This window comes from Haloarcula sp. H-hyl6, assembly GCF_056934455.1.
This window is the reverse complement of the sequence record NZ_JBRIIK010000002.1, coordinates 221,118-238,312: the sequence shown is the minus strand read 5'-3', so window position 1 is coordinate 238,312 and position 17,195 is coordinate 221,118. Positions and strand designations below refer to the sequence as shown.

The following is a 17,195-nucleotide window of genomic DNA, read 5'->3' as shown; positions in this document are numbered from 1 at the left end:
TCTCGGTTCGCAAGTACTCCGGTCGAAAATAAGCCCGAATCTCCACTCGAAACCCCCGCTGATTTCTACTGGATTTCAGGGCGTAGTCTGGCGGTTGGTGGTGGGAAGATTTTACTTTCACTGCGGTCTACTCACCATTAAGGAGTGACCGACGTTGCTAGTGGTCGTACACGGCGCGGCCGTGCGCGTCGTCAGGACAGACCGACGACCACCGTAGTACCGACTCTCCGACAACTACGGAATCTGATAAAAGTTGGAGAAAGCAAGGGTTATACGCCATCCATGAATACGTATTCGCCGCCAGAAATGACAGGAACTCGGTCAGCAGTCGAGAGGGGTATCGACCGGCAGACGGACGCTGCCGGTGGGAGGAACGCCGAATGAGCGACGCGGAACTCTCCGCCGACGAACTCACGCTCCCCATCAAGCGCACCGACGGGGACACGCTCGAAGAGCGACTGACGGGCAACGCCTACCACAACATTCTGCCTGCTCGCTATCTGCGGAAGGACGCGAACGGCGACCTCGTCGAGGACCCGGAGGACCTCTTCGAACGGGTCGCGAAGAACATCGCGCTCGCCGAGGCCGTCTTCGAGGCCGAGAAGCGCGACGTCGAGGTCACGGTCACGCCCGACCAACTCAAGCCCGACCACCCGCGCCGGGACGAACTCGCCGAAGAAGTGTTCGGGAAGGGCACCACCGCCGAGGACGACGCCGAGACGACGCTCTCCGTCTACAACGTCAACAAGTTCGCCTACGACACGGTCGTTCCCGAACTCCCCGAGGACGTACGCGACCACGTCGAGGAGACGGCCGACGCGTTCCAGACGCAGATGGAACAGCTCTCGTTCATGCCGAACTCGCCGACGCTGATGAACGCCGGCGACGAACTGCAGCAGCTCTCCGCCTGTTTCGTCGACTCGCCCGGCGACGACATCGACGACATCCACCAGACCGCCAAAGAGGCGGCGCAGGTGTTCCAGTCCGGTGGGGGCATGGGGTACGCGTTCTGGAAGCTCCGCCCCTACGGCGACCCCGTCGGTTCGACCGGCGGCATCGCCTCCGGCCCCATCACGTTCATGCGGACCTACGACCAGATGTGCGAGACCATCGCGCAGGGCGGGGCCCGCCGCGGTGCACAGATGGGCGTCATGCGCGTCTCCCACCCCGACGTCATCCAGTTCATCCACGCCAAGAACAAGGACGTCTCGCTGGCCGAGACGCTGCGGCTGAACGACCCCGACGACTTCACGCACAACTCCTTCGCCGAGGCGCTCGAAGAGGCCCGCGGCCTCATCGACGACGACGGCAAGGTCCCGAAGCACCTCCGTAACGCCGTCGAGGGCCACCTCTCTAACTTCAACATCTCCGTCGGCGTCACCGACGGCTTCATGGAGGCCCTCCAGAACGGCGAGGAGTTCACCTTCACCAATCCGCGCACCGGCGAGGACCACGTCGCCACCGCCGAGACGGAGGAACTGTACGAGATGTTCGACCTCGGCGAGTACGTCGAGGCCGGTGAGGTGCTCTCGATTCCCGCCGAGAAGCTCTGGGAGCGCATCGTCGAGGGCGCCCACGAGAACGGCGAACCGGGCGTCATCTACCTCGAACGCGTCAACAAAGAGCACTCCTTCGACGTCGAGGAACACCCCGACCACCGGATTCTCGCGACCAACCCCTGCGGCGAACAGCCACTGGAGGAGTACGAGGCCTGCAACCTCGGGCACATCAACCTCTCGACGCTGGCGGACCTCGACGCCCCGGACTACCGCGTCTGGGCCGAGGACCACGCCGACGAGTACGACTCCCAAGAGGCCGCCATCTCGGCCTTCCTCGACGAGGCGCTGGACGTCGAGGAACTCGACCGGCGCATCGAACTCGGCACCCGCTTCCTCGAGAACGTCGTCACGATGTCGGACTTCCCGGTCGACAAGATAGAGCAGAAGGTCCGGGAGATGCGCAAAATCGGACTCGGCATCATGGGGCTCGCTCAGTTGTACATCCAACTGGGCGTCGAGTACGGTTCGCCCGAGGCCAACGAAATCGCCCGGCAGGTCATGCGCCACATCAACCACGGCTCGAAGCAGGCCAGCCGCGAACTCGCCGAGGACCGCGGCGTCTTCGAGGAGTGGGACAACTCGAAGTACGCGAACCCGACCGAGTACCGCGAGTGGTTCGAGAAGCAGACCGGCGAGGACGCCGACGACTGGGCCGATGGCTTCCCCATCCGTAACCACAACACGACGACCATCGCGCCCACCGGCACCACGTCGATGATAGGCAACACCACCGGCGGGTGTGAGCCCATCTACAACGTCGCCTACTACAAGAACGTCTCCGACGACGTGCAGGGCGACGAGATGCTCGTCGAGTTCGACGACTACTTCCTCCGCGCACTGGAGGAGAACGGCATCGACGTCGACGCCGTCAAGAAAGAGGCACAGGAGCAGATGGCCGACAACGAGTTCGACGGCGTCGACGGCCTATCGACGGTTCCGGACGCCATCGGCGAACTGTTCGTCACCACCGGCGACCTCTCCGCGCAGGACCACGCGGGCGTGCAGGTGGCCTGTCAGGAGGGCGTCGACTCCGCCATCTCCAAGACGGTCAACGCACCGAACGACTCGACCGTCGAGGACGCCGCCGAAGTGTTCGAGTACATCTACGACCACGGCGGCAAGGGCGTCACCTACTACCGCGACGGCACCCGCTCGAAGCAGGTGCTGACGACCCGCGCCCAGAACGCCGAGTTCGCCGACATGGACACGGAGGAAATCGTCGCCCAGATAGAGGAGATGTTCGGCGGCGTCGAGGGCTTCCTCGAGGACGAGGCCGTGCAGGCCGCCCTCGACGAGTCCGTCGAGGAGATGCTGTCGGTCGCCGACGGCGAGCAGTCCGAGTTCGCCCGCAAGCGCAACCGGCCGGACGTCCTCCACGGCGTCACCCAGCGCATCGACACCGGCTACGGGAAACTGTACGTCAACATCAACGAGGACCCCGAGGCCGAGCGGCCGTTCGAACTGTTCGCCAACATCGGCAACAGCGGTGGCTTCACGGCCTCCTTCACCGAGGCGCTGGCCAAGACCATCTCGACGGCGCTCCGCTCGGGCGTCGACCCCGAGGAGATAGCCGACGAACTGCAGGGCATCCGCTCGCCGAAGGTCGCGTGGGACAAGGGCGAACAGATTCAGTCCATCCCCGACGCCATCGGCACGGCCCTCCGCCGCTACCTCGACGGCGAAGTCGACAAGGCCTACCCTCAGCAGGTCACGCTGGAGGAGACCGCCGAGGACGAGGAGGACGGCGCGGAACACGGCGCTTCGACCTCGACGCAGACCGACGGTGGCCCACAGGCCGCCACGAGTCCGAACGCCGACGCTGGCGGCACCGAGACGGCCGGCGACCAGCAGGAACTCATCGACGCCGGCGAGAGCCCCGAGTGCCCCGACTGTGGTTCGCTCTCGCTGTACTACTCGGAGGGCTGTAAGACCTGCGAGTCCTGTGGCTGGTCGGAGTGCTGACAGGGGACTGACCGGCCCGCGATAGCGGCCAGACGGAGCGTGTGACACCGGAGCCCGATTTTCACTCCCGCCGGGGGTTTTCTACTCGAACTCGACGACGTCGTAGACCCCAGCCACGGCCGTCGATTCGACCCTCGCGGTCACGTCCTCGCCCTCCTCGACGGCCGTGTCGGCGACGAGCGTCACCGGTTCGATGGGCGTCCGTCGGAGGAAGGCGACGACGCGTTCGACCCACGATGGGCGGCCCCCCTTCCGACAGACGAGGATGTATCTGGCGTCGGCCAGCGACTGCAAGTCCGGGTCGAGGTCGTAGTCGTCGACGTCCTCGGGCGGGACGACGTGGACGACCTCGCCCGTCATCGTCTCGGTCATATCGGCCACTCGTGGTCGAACGGGATGTGTGTTGCCTCTGTGAGCGACCTGATTCCGGAGCGAAACCCGTGGACTGCAACGTGGCGACGGCGTACGAGAACGGGACGGTCGAACTGACGTACGACGTCGACGTCGAGTAGTCCGCCGGGCCGCCCCCGTTCGTGGCGCTCTCAGGCGAACTCGCGGCTGACCCACCCCGAGGGACCGCTCGGCCGCGGATTCGTCTCCGCGGACGTCTGGACAGCCCCCTCGCCGTCGACCATGCGCACGACGGCGGTGTGACCGCCGGACGGTGGGTCGTAGGTGTACACCCACTGGCGCCACGCGTCCTCGGCGGCCCCCTCGCCCGCCACGGCCGGAAGCGGGTCAGAGAGGTCGGCGTCGGTCCACGTCTCGCCGCCGTCCGTGGAGACTTCGACGCGTGAGACGCCCCGTAGCCCGGCGTAGGCGTGGCCCGCGAGGCGACGGCGGCCGTCGTCCAGCAGTTCGGCGTGGTGGAGTTTGGCGACGGGCTCGACCGGACCGGTGCCCTGCCAGCCGCGTTTCTCCCAGTACCCCTCCGCCTCGCGTTCGAGGACTTCGATTCCGGTGAGCCACTTGACGTTGACCTCGCCCCAGTGACCCGGGACGAGGGCGCGGACGGGGTAACCGTGGCCCCGGGGGAGGACGTTGCCGTTCATCCCGTACACCAGCAGGCCGCCCCGCAGCGCCCCGATGGGGAACTCCTCGTAGTAGCCGTCGGCGGCACGGAGCATCACGCACTCACACCCGCTCTGGACCCCCGCATCGTCGAGCAACCGGTCGACGGGGACGCCGGTCCACAGCGCCGTGTCCATCTTCTTGCCGTTGAGCGAATCGCCGACACAGCGGAGTGTCGAGAAGCGGTTCTCGGCGGCCATCGACTGCAACTCGTCGTAGTCCAGCGTCGTCTCCCGTTCGACGGCGCCGGTTATCGAGAGAGTCCAGTCGTCGGCGTCGACCTGCGGGTCGATGGAGTTGACGTCCACCTCGAAGAAGGTCTGGCTGACCAGCGAGTCGAGGCCGTCGACGTCGAACGAGCGGTCCCGGGCCGTCTCCAGTTTCGCCGCCGCGTCGTCGGCGTCGGCACCCTCGGCCGTCAGCGGTGGGGCGTTCGCCGCGGTGGCGGTGGACGTCCGTCGCGTGCCGACGGTGTAGCCGAGGACGCTCGCACCGAGTGCGACGCCGACAGTCGAGAGCGCCCGCCGTCGCTTCGAGGAGATTGGGGCGGTGTCGCCGGCCGCGTCGAGGGTCTGTGCGAGAGCGACCACGCCGGCCGCCGGGAGCGCCGCCCCCGCCGAGAGGACGAGTTCCCCCGTGAGTGCGACGGCGACGACCCAGGTGACGACTGCGGTACCGACGCTCGGGACCAGACGGTTGTCGGTCGCCCGGCCGGTGCGGATGGCCGCTCGAGCGGCGAGTGCGACGAGCAGTCCGGCGACGGCGACGGCCGCCAGCAGGTTGAGTCGCTGACCGAGGCTTCCCAGCGCGGTGATGGCGAACGACACTACCGCGCCGGGCATCGTCCGGGCGAGCGTTCGCTCGACTGGCGAGGCGAGGAAGGTCGGCGCGGCCCCCGTCACGGCGTACGAGCCGGCGACGCCGGCTACTCCAGCGACGGCGCTGACCACCGCCTGCCCGCCACGCGTGCCGAGAACGTCGTCTGGCATACCGTCTGGGAGGTCCTACCCCGCAAAAGGCGTTGTTCCAATTTTCCCCCAAGAGCGAAGCACGAGCGCCCCCTCCCACGAGGTATGAGCGACGAGTCAGGCGGAAGGCCCTGTCCGATGTGCGACCGCGCGATGTACCATCGCCACTGCAAGTACGTCTGCCCGCAACACGGCGTCGTCTACGACTGCGCTGACACGTTCTACTGACGCCGTGCTGGCGGCTTTATTATGATGGAACCGCAGACGTAGTACAATGGGTAGCGATGGCGAAATTCTCGTGCTCCACGTGGACGACGAACGGGAGTTCGGGGATGTCGCCGCGATGCATCTGGAACGGGTGGACGGGGCCATCGAGGTGGTGACCGAAGCGTGCGCCCGTGACGGTCTCGAACGGCTTCGCTCCGACCCAATCGACTGCGTCGTCAGCGACCACGACATGCCGAACATGGACGGTTTGGAGTTTCTGAAGGCCGTCCGCGAGGAGTACCCCGAGTTGCCGTTCGTCCTCTTCACCGGGAAGGGGAACGAGGAGATAGCGAGCGAGGCCATCTCCGCGGGCGTGACGGAGTACCTCCAGAAGGACGTGGGCACCGACCAGTACGCCGTGCTGGCCAACCGAATCAGGCGTGCGGTCGGGGAGAAACGTGCGAAGGCCGCACTCGAAGAGTCGGAGCGACAGCTCTCGACGCTCATCTCCAACCTCCCGGGCATGGTCTACCGCGCCCGCAACGAACCCGACTGGCCGATGGAGTTCGTCAGCGACGGGGCGGCGGAACTGGTCGGCTACGCCCCCGAGACCATCGAGTCCGGCGAGGTGACGTGGGGGGACCTCGTCGTGGAGGGGGCGGCAGACAGGCTCTGGGACCAAGTCCAGACCTGTCTCGACGCGGGCGAGCCCTTCGAAGTGACCTACCGGGTCGAGACGGGCGACGGGGAGCGGCGGTGGTTCTGGGAACGGGGCCGCGTCGTCGGCACCGACGACGACGGCGTCGAACTGCTCGAAGGGTTCATCACCGACATCAGCGCCCGCAAGGAGCGAGAGCGCGAACTCGAGCGGGAGCGGCAGTTCACCGAGACGCTCGTCGACGCCATCGACGACGTGTTCTACCTCGTCGACCCAGACGGCGAGTTGATTCGCTGGAACGACACCGTCGCCGAGGTGACGGGGTACAGCCACGAGGAGATAGCGGCGATGGACACGTTCGACCTGATTCCCGAGCGGTTCCACGAGCGACTGGGGACGATACTCCGTGAGACCCTCGAAACCGGCCACGCGACGGTCGAGCTACCCGTCGAGACGAGCGACGGGACGTTGATTCCCCACGAGTTCCGCGGGTCGGCCATCGAGGACCCGGACGGGGACCTGCTCGGTATCGCCGGCATCGCCCGGAACGTCACCGACCGCAAGGCCCGCGAGCGGAAACTCGAACAGTACGAGACCCTCGTCGAGAACGTCGGCGACCCGATGTACGTCCTCGACGAGACGGGGCGCATCCAGATGGCCAACCGCGTCATGGCGGAGTATCTCGGCGCCGACCGCGAGGCGGTGGTCGGGACGCCGGCCCGGGAGTACATCGCCGAGGAGGACTACCAGACGGGACAGGACCTCCTCGGCGACCTCCTGTCGGCCGACGACCAGACGTGGGCCACCTACGAGATGCAGGTCACCACCGAGGCTGGCGAGACGCGACAGGCCGAGAACAAGATGGCCGTCCTCACCGACTCCGAGGGACAGGTCACCGGGTCGGTCGGCGTCGTCCGCGACATCACCGACCGCAAGGCCCGCGAGCGGAAACTCGAACAGTACGAGACCCTCGTCGAGAACGTCGGCGACGCGATGTACGTCCTCGACACGGATGGGACGATACTGATGGCAAACGACGCCATGGCGGCCCACCTCGGGTACGACCGCGAGGAGATAGTCGGGGCCGACCCGACGGCGTTCATGCCTCCCGAGGACGTCCGGCGCGCGTCGGAGATTATCGAGCGGTTGGTGGACGACCCAGAGCAGACGTGGGCCACCTTCGAGATGCAGACCATCGACGCCGAGGGGGAGCGGACCGTCAACGAGGACAAGGTCGCGCCGCTGTTCGACCCCGACGGGACGTTCGTGGGGTCGGTCGGCGTCATCCGGGACATCAGCGACCGTAAGGCCCGCGAGCGCGAACTCGGGCGGTACGCGACCATCGTGGAGGCCGTCGGCGACCCGGTGTACGCCCTCGACGAGGACGGGGTGTTCACCTTCGTCAACGAGGCCATCGAACCGATGACCGGGTACAGCCCCGACGAACTCGTCGGCGAACACATCGGGACCATCATGACCGACGAGGGCCTCGAGAGCGGCGAGCGACTCATCCAGGACCTGCTCGTCGACCCGGCCGCAGAGGCGGGGACCCTCGAGATGGACATCGTGACCCGGTGGGGCGAACGCGTCCCCTGCGAGAACAACCTCGCCCTCCTCCCGGCACCCGACGGCGAGTTCACCGGGACGGCCGGCGTCATCCGGGACATCGCCGACCGCAAGGAGCGAGAGGAGCGTCTCGCCGAGTTCGCCTCCGTCGTGAGTCACGACCTTCGCAACCCGCTCAACGTCGTACAGGGTCGCCTCTCGCTGGCGGCGGAGACCGGCGACGTCGAGCATCTCGGCGACGCGGCGGCCGCCGCCGACAGGATGGAGCAACTCATCGAGGACCTGTTGACGCTCGCCAGACAGGGCGAGACTGTGGGGGCGACCCAGCAGGTGGACGTCGCCACCGCCGCAGAGCGAGCGTGGGCCAACGTGGACACCGACGGGGCGGCGCTCGACTGTGCCGAGACGACCACCGTCGAAGCCGACCCCGCCCGCCTCCGGGAACTGTTCGAGAACCTGATTCGGAACGCCGTCGAACACGGTTCGGCGGCCCCCCGTTCGCAGACGCAGGAGGACAGCGTGGCACACGGCGGGACGGGCGACGTGACGGTGTGGGTCGGGACGATGGCCGAGACGGCCGACGACGGGCCCGACGGGTTCTACGTCGCCGACGACGGCCCGGGCATCCCCGAGAGCGACCGCGAGGCGGTGTTCGACCGCGGCTTCACCACCGCAGACGGCGGGACGGGGTTCGGCCTCGCCATCGTCGCCGACATCGCCGCCGCGCACGGCTGGTCGGTAACGGCCAGCGAGAGCGAGGCGGGCGGCGCTCGCTTCGAGTTCAGGACGAGTCCGGCCGACCGCTGAAGTGTCGGTAGGTCGGGCCGGCGAGGACGAGGACGGCGAGCGCGCCGAACAGCACCAGCAAGTGGGGCAACGCCTCGATAGAGAGGCCGGTCAGCGTGAGCGACCGCATCGACGCGCCGGCGAGTACCTCGACGGCGACCCACGGAATCTCGCCGAGGAACGTACCGACGACGAACGCCCGCGTCGAGACGTCGGCGAAGCCCGCGCCGTAGGACACCGGGTCGGCCGGGACGGGGGAGAGGCGCGCGGCGAGGACCCCCCGCGTCTCGCCGGTCACGGCCATGATGCGCCGGCCGGAGTCGCCGAGCCATCCGAACATCCCGCCCTGCTCACTCGCCCGCTGTGCGAACCGATAGGGGATGAGGCAGGTGACGAGCGCACCCATCAGCGCGACGGGGAAACCCCACTCGACGCCGAGGACGAACCCGACGAACGCCGACAGCGGCATCGTCGGCCACGCGAACAGCGGTCTGACGAGGTAGAGAGAGACGATGAGGCCCGCCAGATAGACGGGGTGGTCCGCGAGATGCATTGCCTCCCGGATGATGCGGGCCGGGGAGAGCACCAGTGCGGCCGCGGCGACGACGGCGACCAGCGCCCCCGTTCCCACCACCTGCCGCTTCACCAGACGGTCCATCTACCCGAGACAGAGACAGCGAGCGGCAAACCTCTTGTGGTAAGCGTTAATCCGGTGGCGGTCGAGATGCCGCCGTGGACGACGCCGACCGCGACCCCGTCGAACTGGGGGTGGAACTGCTGGCCCACCTCGAACACGAGGAGCTATCGGTGGCGGAGGCGATGGACCGCATCGAGACGGTGACCACCAACCCCGGCGTCCAGCGCGAGATTCTCGACACCGCGGCGATGCGCGGCGTCATTGACCGGGACGACGGCCTGGTCCGCCCGCGCTCCCGGGGCACCTACGTCAGTTTCGAGGCCGACGTGGTGGTTCGGGAGGGCGACTTCTCCTGTGAGCGCTGTGGCGCGAGCATCTCGACGGGCCACTTCGTGCAGTTCGACGGCGGTGAGTTGGGGCCGTTCGGGTCGACGTGTATCAGGAAAGTGTTGGGGCGGGAGTAGCGAGGGGCACGACCGGAGGGAGTGGCCCTCGAAAGCGAGCGGGGAGCGGAGCGAGCCGCGAGTAGTCGCGAGGTTCTTCGTGGTGCTCGGAACTTCGACCGAGAGCGGCGACCGCAGGTATCCCGATAGTGTCGGGTGTCAGAGTGCGCGGCGGGCCGGAACAGCGTTCCTCAGCGGCCCTGTCGAAGCTCCTTGATGAGCGTCTTGATGGTCTGTTCCTGCCGCTCGATGCGCTCGTTCTGCCGTTCGACGGCGGCCGTGAGTTCGGCGACCTGCCGTTCGAGCGCGGCGATGTCGTCGCCCTCGGCGCTGGCGGTCTGTCGAGTGGTCGACGGAGACTCCGCCGTCTCGACGGCCTCCGTCGACTGCGCCTGTTGGGTGGTCGTCGCCGCCGACTGCGTGGTCCGTGACTCCGACTGCCCGTCCGTCTCCTCTGCGTCGTCGCTGACGAGGGGGTCGATGCCCGATTCGAGACCGAGGCCGCCGCCGGTGTCGCCGCCCTCCTCCGGTTCGGAGCCGACTTTCGCGTTCAGGTCGGCGAGCGAGGACACGTCGTGGAAGGCAAACAGGGCCTCCTCCAGTGCCTTTCGGACTTTCGGGGCCTGCTCGGCCGGCGCCTTGATGCGCTCGGGCCGGTCGTTCACCGAGAGGACGATGGCGGTGGCGACGCTCCCCTCCTCGAAGTCGAGGCCGGTGACGTCCTCGAAGCCGTAGGACTCGTAGTCGGCGTCCCACGTGACGTTCCCGAGGTGTTTCAGCAGTTGCGTGTCGGTGACGACCAAGGTGAGTTCGCTGAAGCGGAAGACGCCGGTGACGCTCTCGTCGGCGTCGATGCCGTTCGAGACGCGGAGCGTCCCTTCGAGGAGGCGGTCGAGGACGGCCCCACCGCGGTCGTTCGGGACGGCGAAGTCGCGCTTCTCGTCGGTGTAGTACAGCGTGAACTTCGTCTTGCGTCGGCCTTCGGAAATCGTCAGGCGCTCGAAATCGTGCGGGTGGACCGCGACCTTCTCGTCGCTCAACAGCCCCTCCCCGCGGTAGACGAGCGTCCGGGTCGGCGTGAAACAGACCGCGTCCTCGTCGCCGAGGTTGACGCCGGCCCGAATCTCCTCGTCGCCGAGTTCCTGCCGGACGAGGTCGGGAATCTCCATGCAGGGTGCATACTACCGTGATGGCTTAAATCCGTGGGGTCACCCCGGCCCAAGACGGCCATGCCACCGTCCCACAGCCCCAGCGGAGATGAGAACCTTCAAGACGGCAAGCGGCCAACGACCGAGTGCACCCGCGCCCGGGTGGCTTAGCTGGACATAGCGCCGCACTCATAGGGTCTTACGACTCATGCGGTACCAACCGGCATGACCCGAGGGGTGCTCGTCACACCCCGGACCTGGGTTATGCGGAGATCGAGGGTTCGGAGCCCTCCCCGGGCATACTTTATCCGTCGCTCGCCTCGTCGAGCGACCGCGCTAACCGCTCGATTTCGGCGCGCTCCTCGATAGCGGCGACCCAGTCCTCGGGGAACGCGTCGGCACCGAACCGAGCGCCGGCCACTGCCCCCGCGACGGCCCCGTGAGTGTCGGCGTCACCGCCGCGGTTGACCGCCTCGACGACCGCTCGGTCGGCTGACTCGGCCAACAGTCCCGAGTGGAGACCGGACTGGAGCGTGTGGACGACGTACCCGGAGTTCTGGAGTGTCGGGTCGTCGAGGGCCGACCGGGCGACCGCGCGAACGTCGTCGTGGCAGTCCTCGCCGAGTGCGTCGAGCGCCCACCCGACGGGGGTGTCCCGACCGTCGAGGAGGCCGGCGACCACGAGGTTGCACACCGCACAGGCGTCCCGACAGCGGGGGTCGGCGTGGGTGATAGCCGAGGACTCGCGGCTGACCGCGACCAGTCGCTCGGGGTCGCCACGAAACCGGATGGCGTGGGGGACACAGCGCATCAGACTCCCGTTGCCGGCGTTGCTGCCCTCCGAACGGGCCTCCCACACCCGGTGGCCCGCCTCGTCCCACGGCGTGCCCCGACGGAGTTCCGAGATGGCGTCGCGGGTCACGAGGCCGACGTCGAACGGGTCGCTGTCGAGCCACGCGACGAAGCGCTCGGCGACGTCCGCCCCGTCGAACTCGCCGCGGTCGGCGAGCGAGCGGGCGATACACAGCGCCATCTCCGCGTCGTCGGTGACGGTCCCGGCGGGTTGCCCGTGGGTCCCGTGGCCCAGCATCGTCGTCACCTCGCCGTACTGGTCGCGGATGGACGTGGGGCTACGGAACTCGACCGGCCGCCCGAGCGCGTCGCCACAGGCCAGTCCGAGGAGTGCGCCGACCGCTCGCTCTCGTGCCGTCATGTGCGGACGGTCGCCCGGCCGGACCGTAAATCCGGGTGGCCGCTCAGAAGTCGACGGCGACGCTGACGTGCATCCCGACGAACCGCCAGTCGCTGCCGCGGCGTTCGAGAGTCCCACTCCACCGCGTGTCGAACTCGTGGTGGTCGCCGCCCTCGTCCCACGAGAGGCCCACCGCGTCGCTGAACCACGCCACCCCGTCCCGCTCGGTCACGCGGAGTTCGCGGCTGTCGACTCCCCAGTCGCTCGTCGACGCCGTCTGGTCGCGGAGGCCCGCCTGTACGGCGTCGGACCCGACGAGACGCTCGGAGATACCGACCTTCACGATGGGGTCGTCCGCCGGCCGGTCCTCGGCGAAGAAGGTGTCCAGCGGCGCCCCGTGACGCAACGAGTCGTAGTAGTCGTGGATGGTCGCTCTGGCGTCCATATCGGTGCATGGCCCCGACGGCTCTTACCACTGTGGGCAACGGTTTTTCCGCGGGCGGGGCGAACGGCGAGTATGCGCGCAGCAATCTACCGCGGCCCCGGAGAGATAGCCGTCGAAGAGGTACCGAAACCCGGCGTCCAGTCGCCGACGGACGCCGTCGTCCGCGTGACGCACACGGCGGTCTGTGGCTCGGACCTCTGGTTCTACCGCGGCGAGAGCGACCGCGAGGAGGGATCTCGCGTCGGTCACGAACCGATGGGTATCGTCGAGGCGGTCGGCGAGGACGTCCGGTCCGTCGACCCCGGCGACCGGGTGTTCGCCCCGTTCGTCCAGAGTTGCGGCCGCTGTGAGTTCTGTCGGAAGGGGCTCCACACGTCCTGTGTGAACGGCGACCGGTGGAACGACGAGAACGGCGGCGCACAGGGGGAGTACGTCCGCGCGACGGAGGCCGACGGGACGCTCGTCCGGGTACCGGACCGTCACGCAGACGACGAGGACACGTTGGCGGCGTTGCTGCCCCTGACAGACGTGATGGGGACTGGTCACCACGCCGCCGTGAGCGCGGGCGTCGACGAGGGCGACACCTGCATCGTCGTCGGCGACGGGGCCGTCGGTCTGTGCGGCGTCCTCGCGGCCCGGCGACTCGGTGCCGAGCGCATCGTCGCGATGGGCCACCACGAGGACCGACTCGAACTGGCCGAGGAGTTCGGCGCTACGGAGACGGTCAGCGCTCGGGGCGAGGAAGCCGTCGAACGGGCCAGAGAGACGACGTACGGCGGCGCGACCCACGTCATGGAGTGCGTCGGAGCGTCGTCGGCGATGGAGACGGCCATCGACGTCTGCCGGCCGGGCGGGACCGTCGGCTACGTCGGCGTCCCCCACGGCGTGAACGAGGACGGCCTCGACCTCTTCGGGATGTTCGGCGACAACATCACGCTCAGCGGCGGCGTCGCGCCGGTCCGGGCCTACGCGGAGGACCTGATGGCCGACGTCCTGCAGGGGACGCTCGACCCCTCGCCCATCTTCACGAAGACGGTCGGCTTGGACGGCGTGCCGGAGGGGTACCGCGCGATGGACGAGCGCGACGCCATCAAGGTCCTCGTCAAACCGTAGGCACCGTCACCGGAGCGCTAGGCCCATGTGTGTCCGGACCAATATCTGGTGATGACACGCACTACGACAGTCCTCGTCGTCGGCGGCGGTGCGACCGGCGTCGGCGTCGCTCGTGACCTCGCGCTACGGGGCGTCGACGTGACGCTGGCGGAGCGCGGTGGCCTCTCCAGCGGCACCTCCGGCCGGTCGCACGGCCTCTTACACAGCGGCGCTCGGTACGCCGAGGCCGACGAGACGGGTGCGGAAGAGTGCATCGCCGAGAACCGGATTCTCCGAGATATCGCCGGCGAGTGCATCGGCGACACCGGCGGCCTGTTCGTCCAGTTGCCCGGGGACGACCCCGACTACTTCGACGCGAAACGAGAGGCGTGCGAGGCCGTCGGCATCGAGACGGCGGAACTCGACCCGGCGGCGGCCCGCGACCTCGTGCCGGACCTCTCCGGGGACGTCGAACGGGCGATGCGCGTCCCGGACGCCGTCATCTACCCGTCGCGTCTGGTCGCCGCGAACGCGGCCGACGCCGAGGACCACGGCGCTTCCATCCACCCGCACGCCCCGCTGGAATCCTTGACGCTGAGTGACGGACGGGTGACGGCCGCCGAGTTGGGCGGGGACGTTGGGACGACCATCGAACCGACCTACGTCGTCAACGCGGCGGGGGCGTGGGCCGGCGAGGTGGCTGCGATGGCCGACGTGGAGGTGGCGATGGCGCCCGCACGCGGGGTGATGGTCTCCGTCGACTACGGGGGCCTCGGCCCGGTGTTGAACCGGTGTCGGGACCCAGACGACGGCGACATCGTCGTCCCCCACGAGAGCGAGGCGGTACTGGGGACGACGAGCGTCCCTGTCTCGGACCCCGACGACTACGAGAAAGCCGACTGGGAGGTCGAACGCGCCGTCGAGGAGTGTGCGGCGATGCTGCCGGCCGTCGCCGACGCCCCCGTCGTCCGGACGTGGTGGGGCGTCAGACCGCTGTACGCTCCCGACGAGGGCGAGGGCGACCGGCGCGGCATCTCGCGCGGGTTCTTCCGCCTCGACCATGCAGCGGACGGAGTCGAGAATCTGGTCAGCGTCGTCGGCGGGAAGTTGACGACCTACCGGCAGATGGCCGAGAGCACGACCGACCTCGTCTGCGAGCGACTTGGCGTCGACGCCGACAGCGAGACGGCCGCCCGTCGACTGCCCGGGGTTGACGACCCCGAGCGACTCGGCGAGTACGTGGCGCGCTACGACGGACAAGGCCCGACGGACGCCGACGTGGTCACACGGCGGTAGAACGAGCGCCCCTCACCTGCCGAACTCTCTGAACGCGGCCTCGAAATCGTCGAACTCGTCGACGGCGCTGTCGGCTTTCGCTCGGAGTTCTTCGACGCGCTGACTGACCACGTGGTACTCCTCGTGGGCGTCGAGTTCCGCCGGGTTCTTCTCCGATTCGAGCGTCGCCTTCTTCGAGGCCACGGCGAAGTACTGCTGGAGGTGCTCGTCGTAGGACTCGCGGGCGAGCATCGCGTCGACTGCGTCCAACAGGTCGTCCCGACCGACGGGTTTGGTCAGGTAGTCGTCGAAGGGCATCTCCACGATGTCGAACCCCGGGTCGACGGCCGTCACCATGACGACCCGACAGTCGATACCCCGGTCCGCGAGGGCGTCGAGGACTTCGTCCCCAGACATAGCCGGCATCTGCCGGTCCAGAAACACTACGTCCACCGTCTCGTCGACCATCTCGAGTGCCGTCTCCCCGTCGTGGGCACTCCGGACGTCGTGCTCCGTCGCCAACCACGTCGTGTACAGTTCGGCGACGTCCCGTTCGTCCTCGACGACCACCACCGTCGCCGTGTCAGGGTTCTTCTTCGCGTGCACGTGTTGTCCCTCCATCTGTGGGTCGCACCGACTCTCCGGATTGCTTCTTGCCGAATCCGTAGTATAAATCCATCTCCCGGATTATCAACCCTGATTCTGTAAGGCGACTGAACCGACCACCACCCCAGTACAGTTTATCCCTGGCACCGTACGGTCCTCCGATGGCACACGTCACAGGCGCGTGGTCGCACGACGAGGTTGCCGCCTTCCTCGACGCGACGACGGTGCCGGTCCGACTCGGCTGTCGCCGGCCGAGCGGCGACCTCTGGATGCTCTCGCTGTGGTACCGCTACGAGGACGACACCCTGCAGTGTGCGACGTCGGCCGACGCGGCCGTCGTCGGTTACCTCGACCACGACGACGGCGTCAGTTTCGAGGTGTCGACGAACGACCCGCCCTATCGGGGCGTCAGGGGGAACGGTACCGCGACGGTGACGCCCGACGAGGACAAACGGGTCCTCCGCGCGCTCGTCCAGCGCTACCTCGGCGACGAAGAGTCTGCACTCGCCCGGCGGTTGCTGTCGCCCGAGCGACGAGAGGTGACGATTACGGTTACCCCCGAGCGCCTGCACTCGTGGGATTACAGCGACAGGATGTAGCGGGATGCGCCGAGGCTATGTGGCTGGCGGTCGTACGCTCGACCGATGTCATCCGACCCGTCCGCTGTCCGGTCGTTGGCCGTCAGCGCCGAGGACCTCGTGGCGGCGGTGGAGGCCAACGCCCGCGACGGCCCGCGGACGGTCCTCCGGGCCACGCCGCCGTACAGCGGACGGATGCGGGCGAGGCTCCACGTGGTACAGGCCGAGGACGACGACGAGACGCTCCACCTGCCGCCGGCGAGACTGCTGACCGACGACGCACCGGCCTACCCCACGCCGGACGAGACGGCGGACGAACTCCGGGCCAGCGAGTCGGAGACGTACTCCGTAGAGCGCCATCGGGAGTACCACGAGCGGCGCGTCGCCGAGTGGCGGACGTCGGTACTCGACCACGTCGTGGACACCGTCGCGCTCCCCGCCGTCGGACACGACCTTAGCATCTCTCTATTAGGGCCGTGAAAATACGACGGGCGAGCGGACGAAGGACGGGTCACCACACCCCACTCAGACACCCTCAGAGGCGGCCCTAAAACGTCTGGGGGCGTCTGAGGTGGTGATGAAACGTCTGGGTGAGAGTTCGTAAGGGCGTGAAACGAGTCGAAATAGAGCGAAGCCTCTCGCAGTTATAAGCGGGTACCTTGCGTACGCTGGGGCAGGTCACCCCCAATGTCGAGTTCGTCAGCACACGAACTGTTCGCCCGCCTCGACGAAACGGTCCCGAACATCCGTCAGTCCCTCCTGACCCCCATCCGTGGCATCGCCTTCTGGACAGCCATCGCCCTCCCGTTCCTGTACCTCCCCCTGCTGGCGTCGGGCCTGCAGTCGTCCGCCGTCAGGACGGCCTTCACGCTACTGGTCGCCTGTAACGCCGTCGCGTTGCTGGTCGGCCACTCGTACGCGCGGGAGTGAGCGCCGTGGGCCCCGACACCGGGTTTCGCTCGGTGAGTCGGGACCACATATTTATAATCCACGTCGTCTAAG

Annotated in this window: 16 protein-coding genes and 1 tRNA gene; 10 read left to right on the top strand and 7 right to left on the bottom strand. The window is 67.9% G+C overall.

Annotation, left to right across the window (positions count from 1 at the left end; translation table 11 throughout):
* Positions 1-380 precede the first annotated feature (380 nt).
* Positions 381-3,521 (top strand): adenosylcobalamin-dependent ribonucleoside-diphosphate reductase, encoded by a 3,141-nt coding sequence (locus tag Hhyl6_RS14540; protein ID WP_483739979.1) that lies wholly within the window; start codon positions 381-383, stop codon positions 3,519-3,521.
* Positions 3,522-3,602: 81 nt separating this feature from the next.
* Here Hhyl6_RS14540 and Hhyl6_RS14535 read toward each other — a convergent pair whose 3' ends face one another.
* Positions 3,603-3,893, bottom strand: a complete 291-nt coding sequence (locus Hhyl6_RS14535; protein ID WP_483739978.1) for a DUF7526 family protein — start codon at positions 3,891-3,893, stop codon at positions 3,603-3,605.
* 170 nt (positions 3,894-4,063) lie between these two features.
* Positions 4,064-5,581, bottom strand: a complete 1,518-nt coding sequence (locus Hhyl6_RS14530) for a molybdopterin-dependent oxidoreductase (RefSeq protein ID WP_483739977.1) — start codon at positions 5,579-5,581, stop codon at positions 4,064-4,066.
* Positions 5,582-5,665: 84 nt separating this feature from the next.
* On the opposite strand from Hhyl6_RS14530, the gene Hhyl6_RS14525 reads away from it, so the two are divergent.
* Together Hhyl6_RS14525 and Hhyl6_RS14520 are read left to right on the top strand one after the other, a co-directional pair.
* Positions 5,666-5,788, top strand: a complete 123-nt coding sequence (locus tag Hhyl6_RS14525; protein WP_268899105.1) for an HVO_2523 family zinc finger protein — start codon at positions 5,666-5,668, stop codon at positions 5,786-5,788.
* 46 nt (positions 5,789-5,834) lie between these two features.
* The gene (locus Hhyl6_RS14520) at positions 5,835-8,798 is read left to right on the top strand and encodes a PAS domain-containing protein (protein ID WP_483739976.1); all 2,964 of its coding nucleotides are present in this window, start codon (positions 5,835-5,837) and stop codon (positions 8,796-8,798) included.
* On the opposite strand, the gene Hhyl6_RS14515 is transcribed toward Hhyl6_RS14520, so the two are convergent.
* Positions 8,773-9,435 carry a TVP38/TMEM64 family protein gene (locus tag Hhyl6_RS14515; protein WP_483739975.1) on the bottom strand — a complete coding sequence of 221 codons (663 nt, stop codon included), beginning with the start codon at positions 9,433-9,435 and terminating at the stop codon, positions 8,773-8,775. The two genes, Hhyl6_RS14520 and Hhyl6_RS14515, sit on opposite strands and share 26 nt — an antisense overlap.
* 74 nt (positions 9,436-9,509) lie before the next feature.
* Here Hhyl6_RS14515 and Hhyl6_RS14510 point away from each other — a divergent pair, with 74 nt between their 5' ends.
* Complete coding sequence (locus Hhyl6_RS14510) at positions 9,510-9,878, top strand: DUF5830 family protein (protein ID WP_483739974.1); 369 nt, start codon at positions 9,510-9,512, stop codon at positions 9,876-9,878.
* 170 nt (positions 9,879-10,048) lie between these two features.
* Here Hhyl6_RS14510 and Hhyl6_RS14505 read toward each other — a convergent pair whose 3' ends face one another.
* Complete coding sequence (locus Hhyl6_RS14505; protein ID WP_483739973.1) at positions 10,049-11,026, bottom strand: DUF7115 domain-containing protein; 978 nt, start codon at positions 11,024-11,026, stop codon at positions 10,049-10,051.
* 135 nt (positions 11,027-11,161) lie between these two features.
* On the opposite strand from Hhyl6_RS14505, the gene Hhyl6_RS14500 reads away from it, so the two are divergent.
* Positions 11,162-11,305: transfer RNA gene (locus Hhyl6_RS14500), tRNA-Met, on the top strand.
* Positions 11,306-11,309: 4 nt separating this feature from the next.
* Here the strand turns inward: Hhyl6_RS14500 and Hhyl6_RS14495 are convergent.
* Positions 11,310-12,218 carry an ADP-ribosylglycohydrolase family protein gene (locus Hhyl6_RS14495; RefSeq protein WP_483739972.1) on the bottom strand — a complete coding sequence of 303 codons (909 nt, stop codon included), beginning with the start codon at positions 12,216-12,218 and terminating at the stop codon, positions 11,310-11,312.
* 43 nt (positions 12,219-12,261) lie between these two features.
* Positions 12,262-12,642 carry a nuclear transport factor 2 family protein gene (locus Hhyl6_RS14490; protein WP_483739971.1) on the bottom strand — a complete coding sequence of 127 codons (381 nt, stop codon included), beginning with the start codon at positions 12,640-12,642 and terminating at the stop codon, positions 12,262-12,264.
* A gap of 72 nt (positions 12,643-12,714) precedes the next feature.
* On the opposite strand from Hhyl6_RS14490, the gene Hhyl6_RS14485 reads away from it, so the two are divergent.
* The gene (locus Hhyl6_RS14485) at positions 12,715-13,755 is read left to right on the top strand and encodes a zinc-dependent alcohol dehydrogenase family protein (protein WP_483739970.1); all 1,041 of its coding nucleotides are present in this window, start codon (positions 12,715-12,717) and stop codon (positions 13,753-13,755) included.
* 51 nt (positions 13,756-13,806) lie between these two features.
* Positions 13,807-15,030: an FAD-dependent oxidoreductase gene (locus Hhyl6_RS14480; protein WP_483739969.1), complete on the top strand. Its 1,224-nt coding sequence runs from the start codon at positions 13,807-13,809 to the stop codon at positions 15,028-15,030.
* A 12-nt stretch (positions 15,031-15,042) separates the two neighbouring features.
* On the opposite strand, the gene Hhyl6_RS14475 is transcribed toward Hhyl6_RS14480, so the two are convergent.
* A complete protein-coding gene (locus Hhyl6_RS14475) occupies positions 15,043-15,630 on the bottom strand; it encodes a HalX domain-containing protein (RefSeq protein WP_483739968.1) in 588 nt (195 codons plus the stop codon).
* A 146-nt stretch (positions 15,631-15,776) separates the two neighbouring features.
* Here Hhyl6_RS14475 and Hhyl6_RS14470 point away from each other — a divergent pair, with 146 nt between their 5' ends.
* The 3 genes from Hhyl6_RS14470 (at position 15,777) to Hhyl6_RS14460 (ending at position 17,123) form a co-directional block, all read left to right on the top strand.
* Positions 15,777-16,214, top strand: a complete 438-nt coding sequence (locus tag Hhyl6_RS14470; RefSeq protein ID WP_483739967.1) for a pyridoxamine 5'-phosphate oxidase family protein — start codon at positions 15,777-15,779, stop codon at positions 16,212-16,214.
* 45 nt (positions 16,215-16,259) lie between these two features.
* Positions 16,260-16,673, top strand: coding sequence for a DUF8009 family protein (locus Hhyl6_RS14465; protein WP_483739966.1), 414 nt, complete (start codon positions 16,260-16,262; stop codon positions 16,671-16,673).
* 207 nt (positions 16,674-16,880) lie between these two features.
* Positions 16,881-17,123, top strand: coding sequence for a DUF8028 family protein (locus tag Hhyl6_RS14460; protein WP_483739965.1), 243 nt, complete (start codon positions 16,881-16,883; stop codon positions 17,121-17,123).
* Positions 17,124-17,195: the final 72 nt, after the last annotated feature.

What these genes read in the sequence shown, in the direction of transcription:
- Hhyl6_RS14540 (WP_483739979.1), top strand. Translation starts at nt 381, where the DNA reads ATGAGCGACGCGGAACTCTCCGCCGACGAACTCACGCTCCCCATCAAG.
- Hhyl6_RS14535 (WP_483739978.1), bottom strand. Translation starts at nt 3,893, where the DNA reads ATGACCGAGACGATGACGGGCGAGGTCGTCCACGTCGTCCCGCCCGAG.
- Hhyl6_RS14530 (WP_483739977.1), bottom strand. Translation starts at nt 5,581, where the DNA reads ATGCCAGACGACGTTCTCGGCACGCGTGGCGGGCAGGCGGTGGTCAGC.
- Hhyl6_RS14525 (WP_268899105.1), top strand. Translation starts at nt 5,666, where the DNA reads ATGAGCGACGAGTCAGGCGGAAGGCCCTGTCCGATGTGCGACCGCGCG.
- Hhyl6_RS14520 (WP_483739976.1), top strand. Translation starts at nt 5,835, where the DNA reads ATGGGTAGCGATGGCGAAATTCTCGTGCTCCACGTGGACGACGAACGG.
- Hhyl6_RS14515 (WP_483739975.1), bottom strand. Translation starts at nt 9,435, where the DNA reads ATGGACCGTCTGGTGAAGCGGCAGGTGGTGGGAACGGGGGCGCTGGTC.
- Hhyl6_RS14505 (WP_483739973.1), bottom strand. Translation starts at nt 11,026, where the DNA reads ATGGAGATTCCCGACCTCGTCCGGCAGGAACTCGGCGACGAGGAGATT.
- Hhyl6_RS14495 (WP_483739972.1), bottom strand. Translation starts at nt 12,218, where the DNA reads ATGACGGCACGAGAGCGAGCGGTCGGCGCACTCCTCGGACTGGCCTGT.
- Hhyl6_RS14490 (WP_483739971.1), bottom strand. Translation starts at nt 12,642, where the DNA reads ATGGACGCCAGAGCGACCATCCACGACTACTACGACTCGTTGCGTCAC.
- Hhyl6_RS14485 (WP_483739970.1), top strand. Translation starts at nt 12,715, where the DNA reads ATGCGCGCAGCAATCTACCGCGGCCCCGGAGAGATAGCCGTCGAAGAG.
- Hhyl6_RS14480 (WP_483739969.1), top strand. Translation starts at nt 13,807, where the DNA reads ATGACACGCACTACGACAGTCCTCGTCGTCGGCGGCGGTGCGACCGGC.
- Hhyl6_RS14475 (WP_483739968.1), bottom strand. Translation starts at nt 15,630, where the DNA reads ATGGAGGGACAACACGTGCACGCGAAGAAGAACCCTGACACGGCGACG.
- Hhyl6_RS14470 (WP_483739967.1), top strand. Translation starts at nt 15,777, where the DNA reads ATGGCACACGTCACAGGCGCGTGGTCGCACGACGAGGTTGCCGCCTTC.
- Hhyl6_RS14465 (WP_483739966.1), top strand. Translation starts at nt 16,260, where the DNA reads ATGTCATCCGACCCGTCCGCTGTCCGGTCGTTGGCCGTCAGCGCCGAG.
- Hhyl6_RS14460 (WP_483739965.1), top strand. Translation starts at nt 16,881, where the DNA reads ATGTCGAGTTCGTCAGCACACGAACTGTTCGCCCGCCTCGACGAAACG.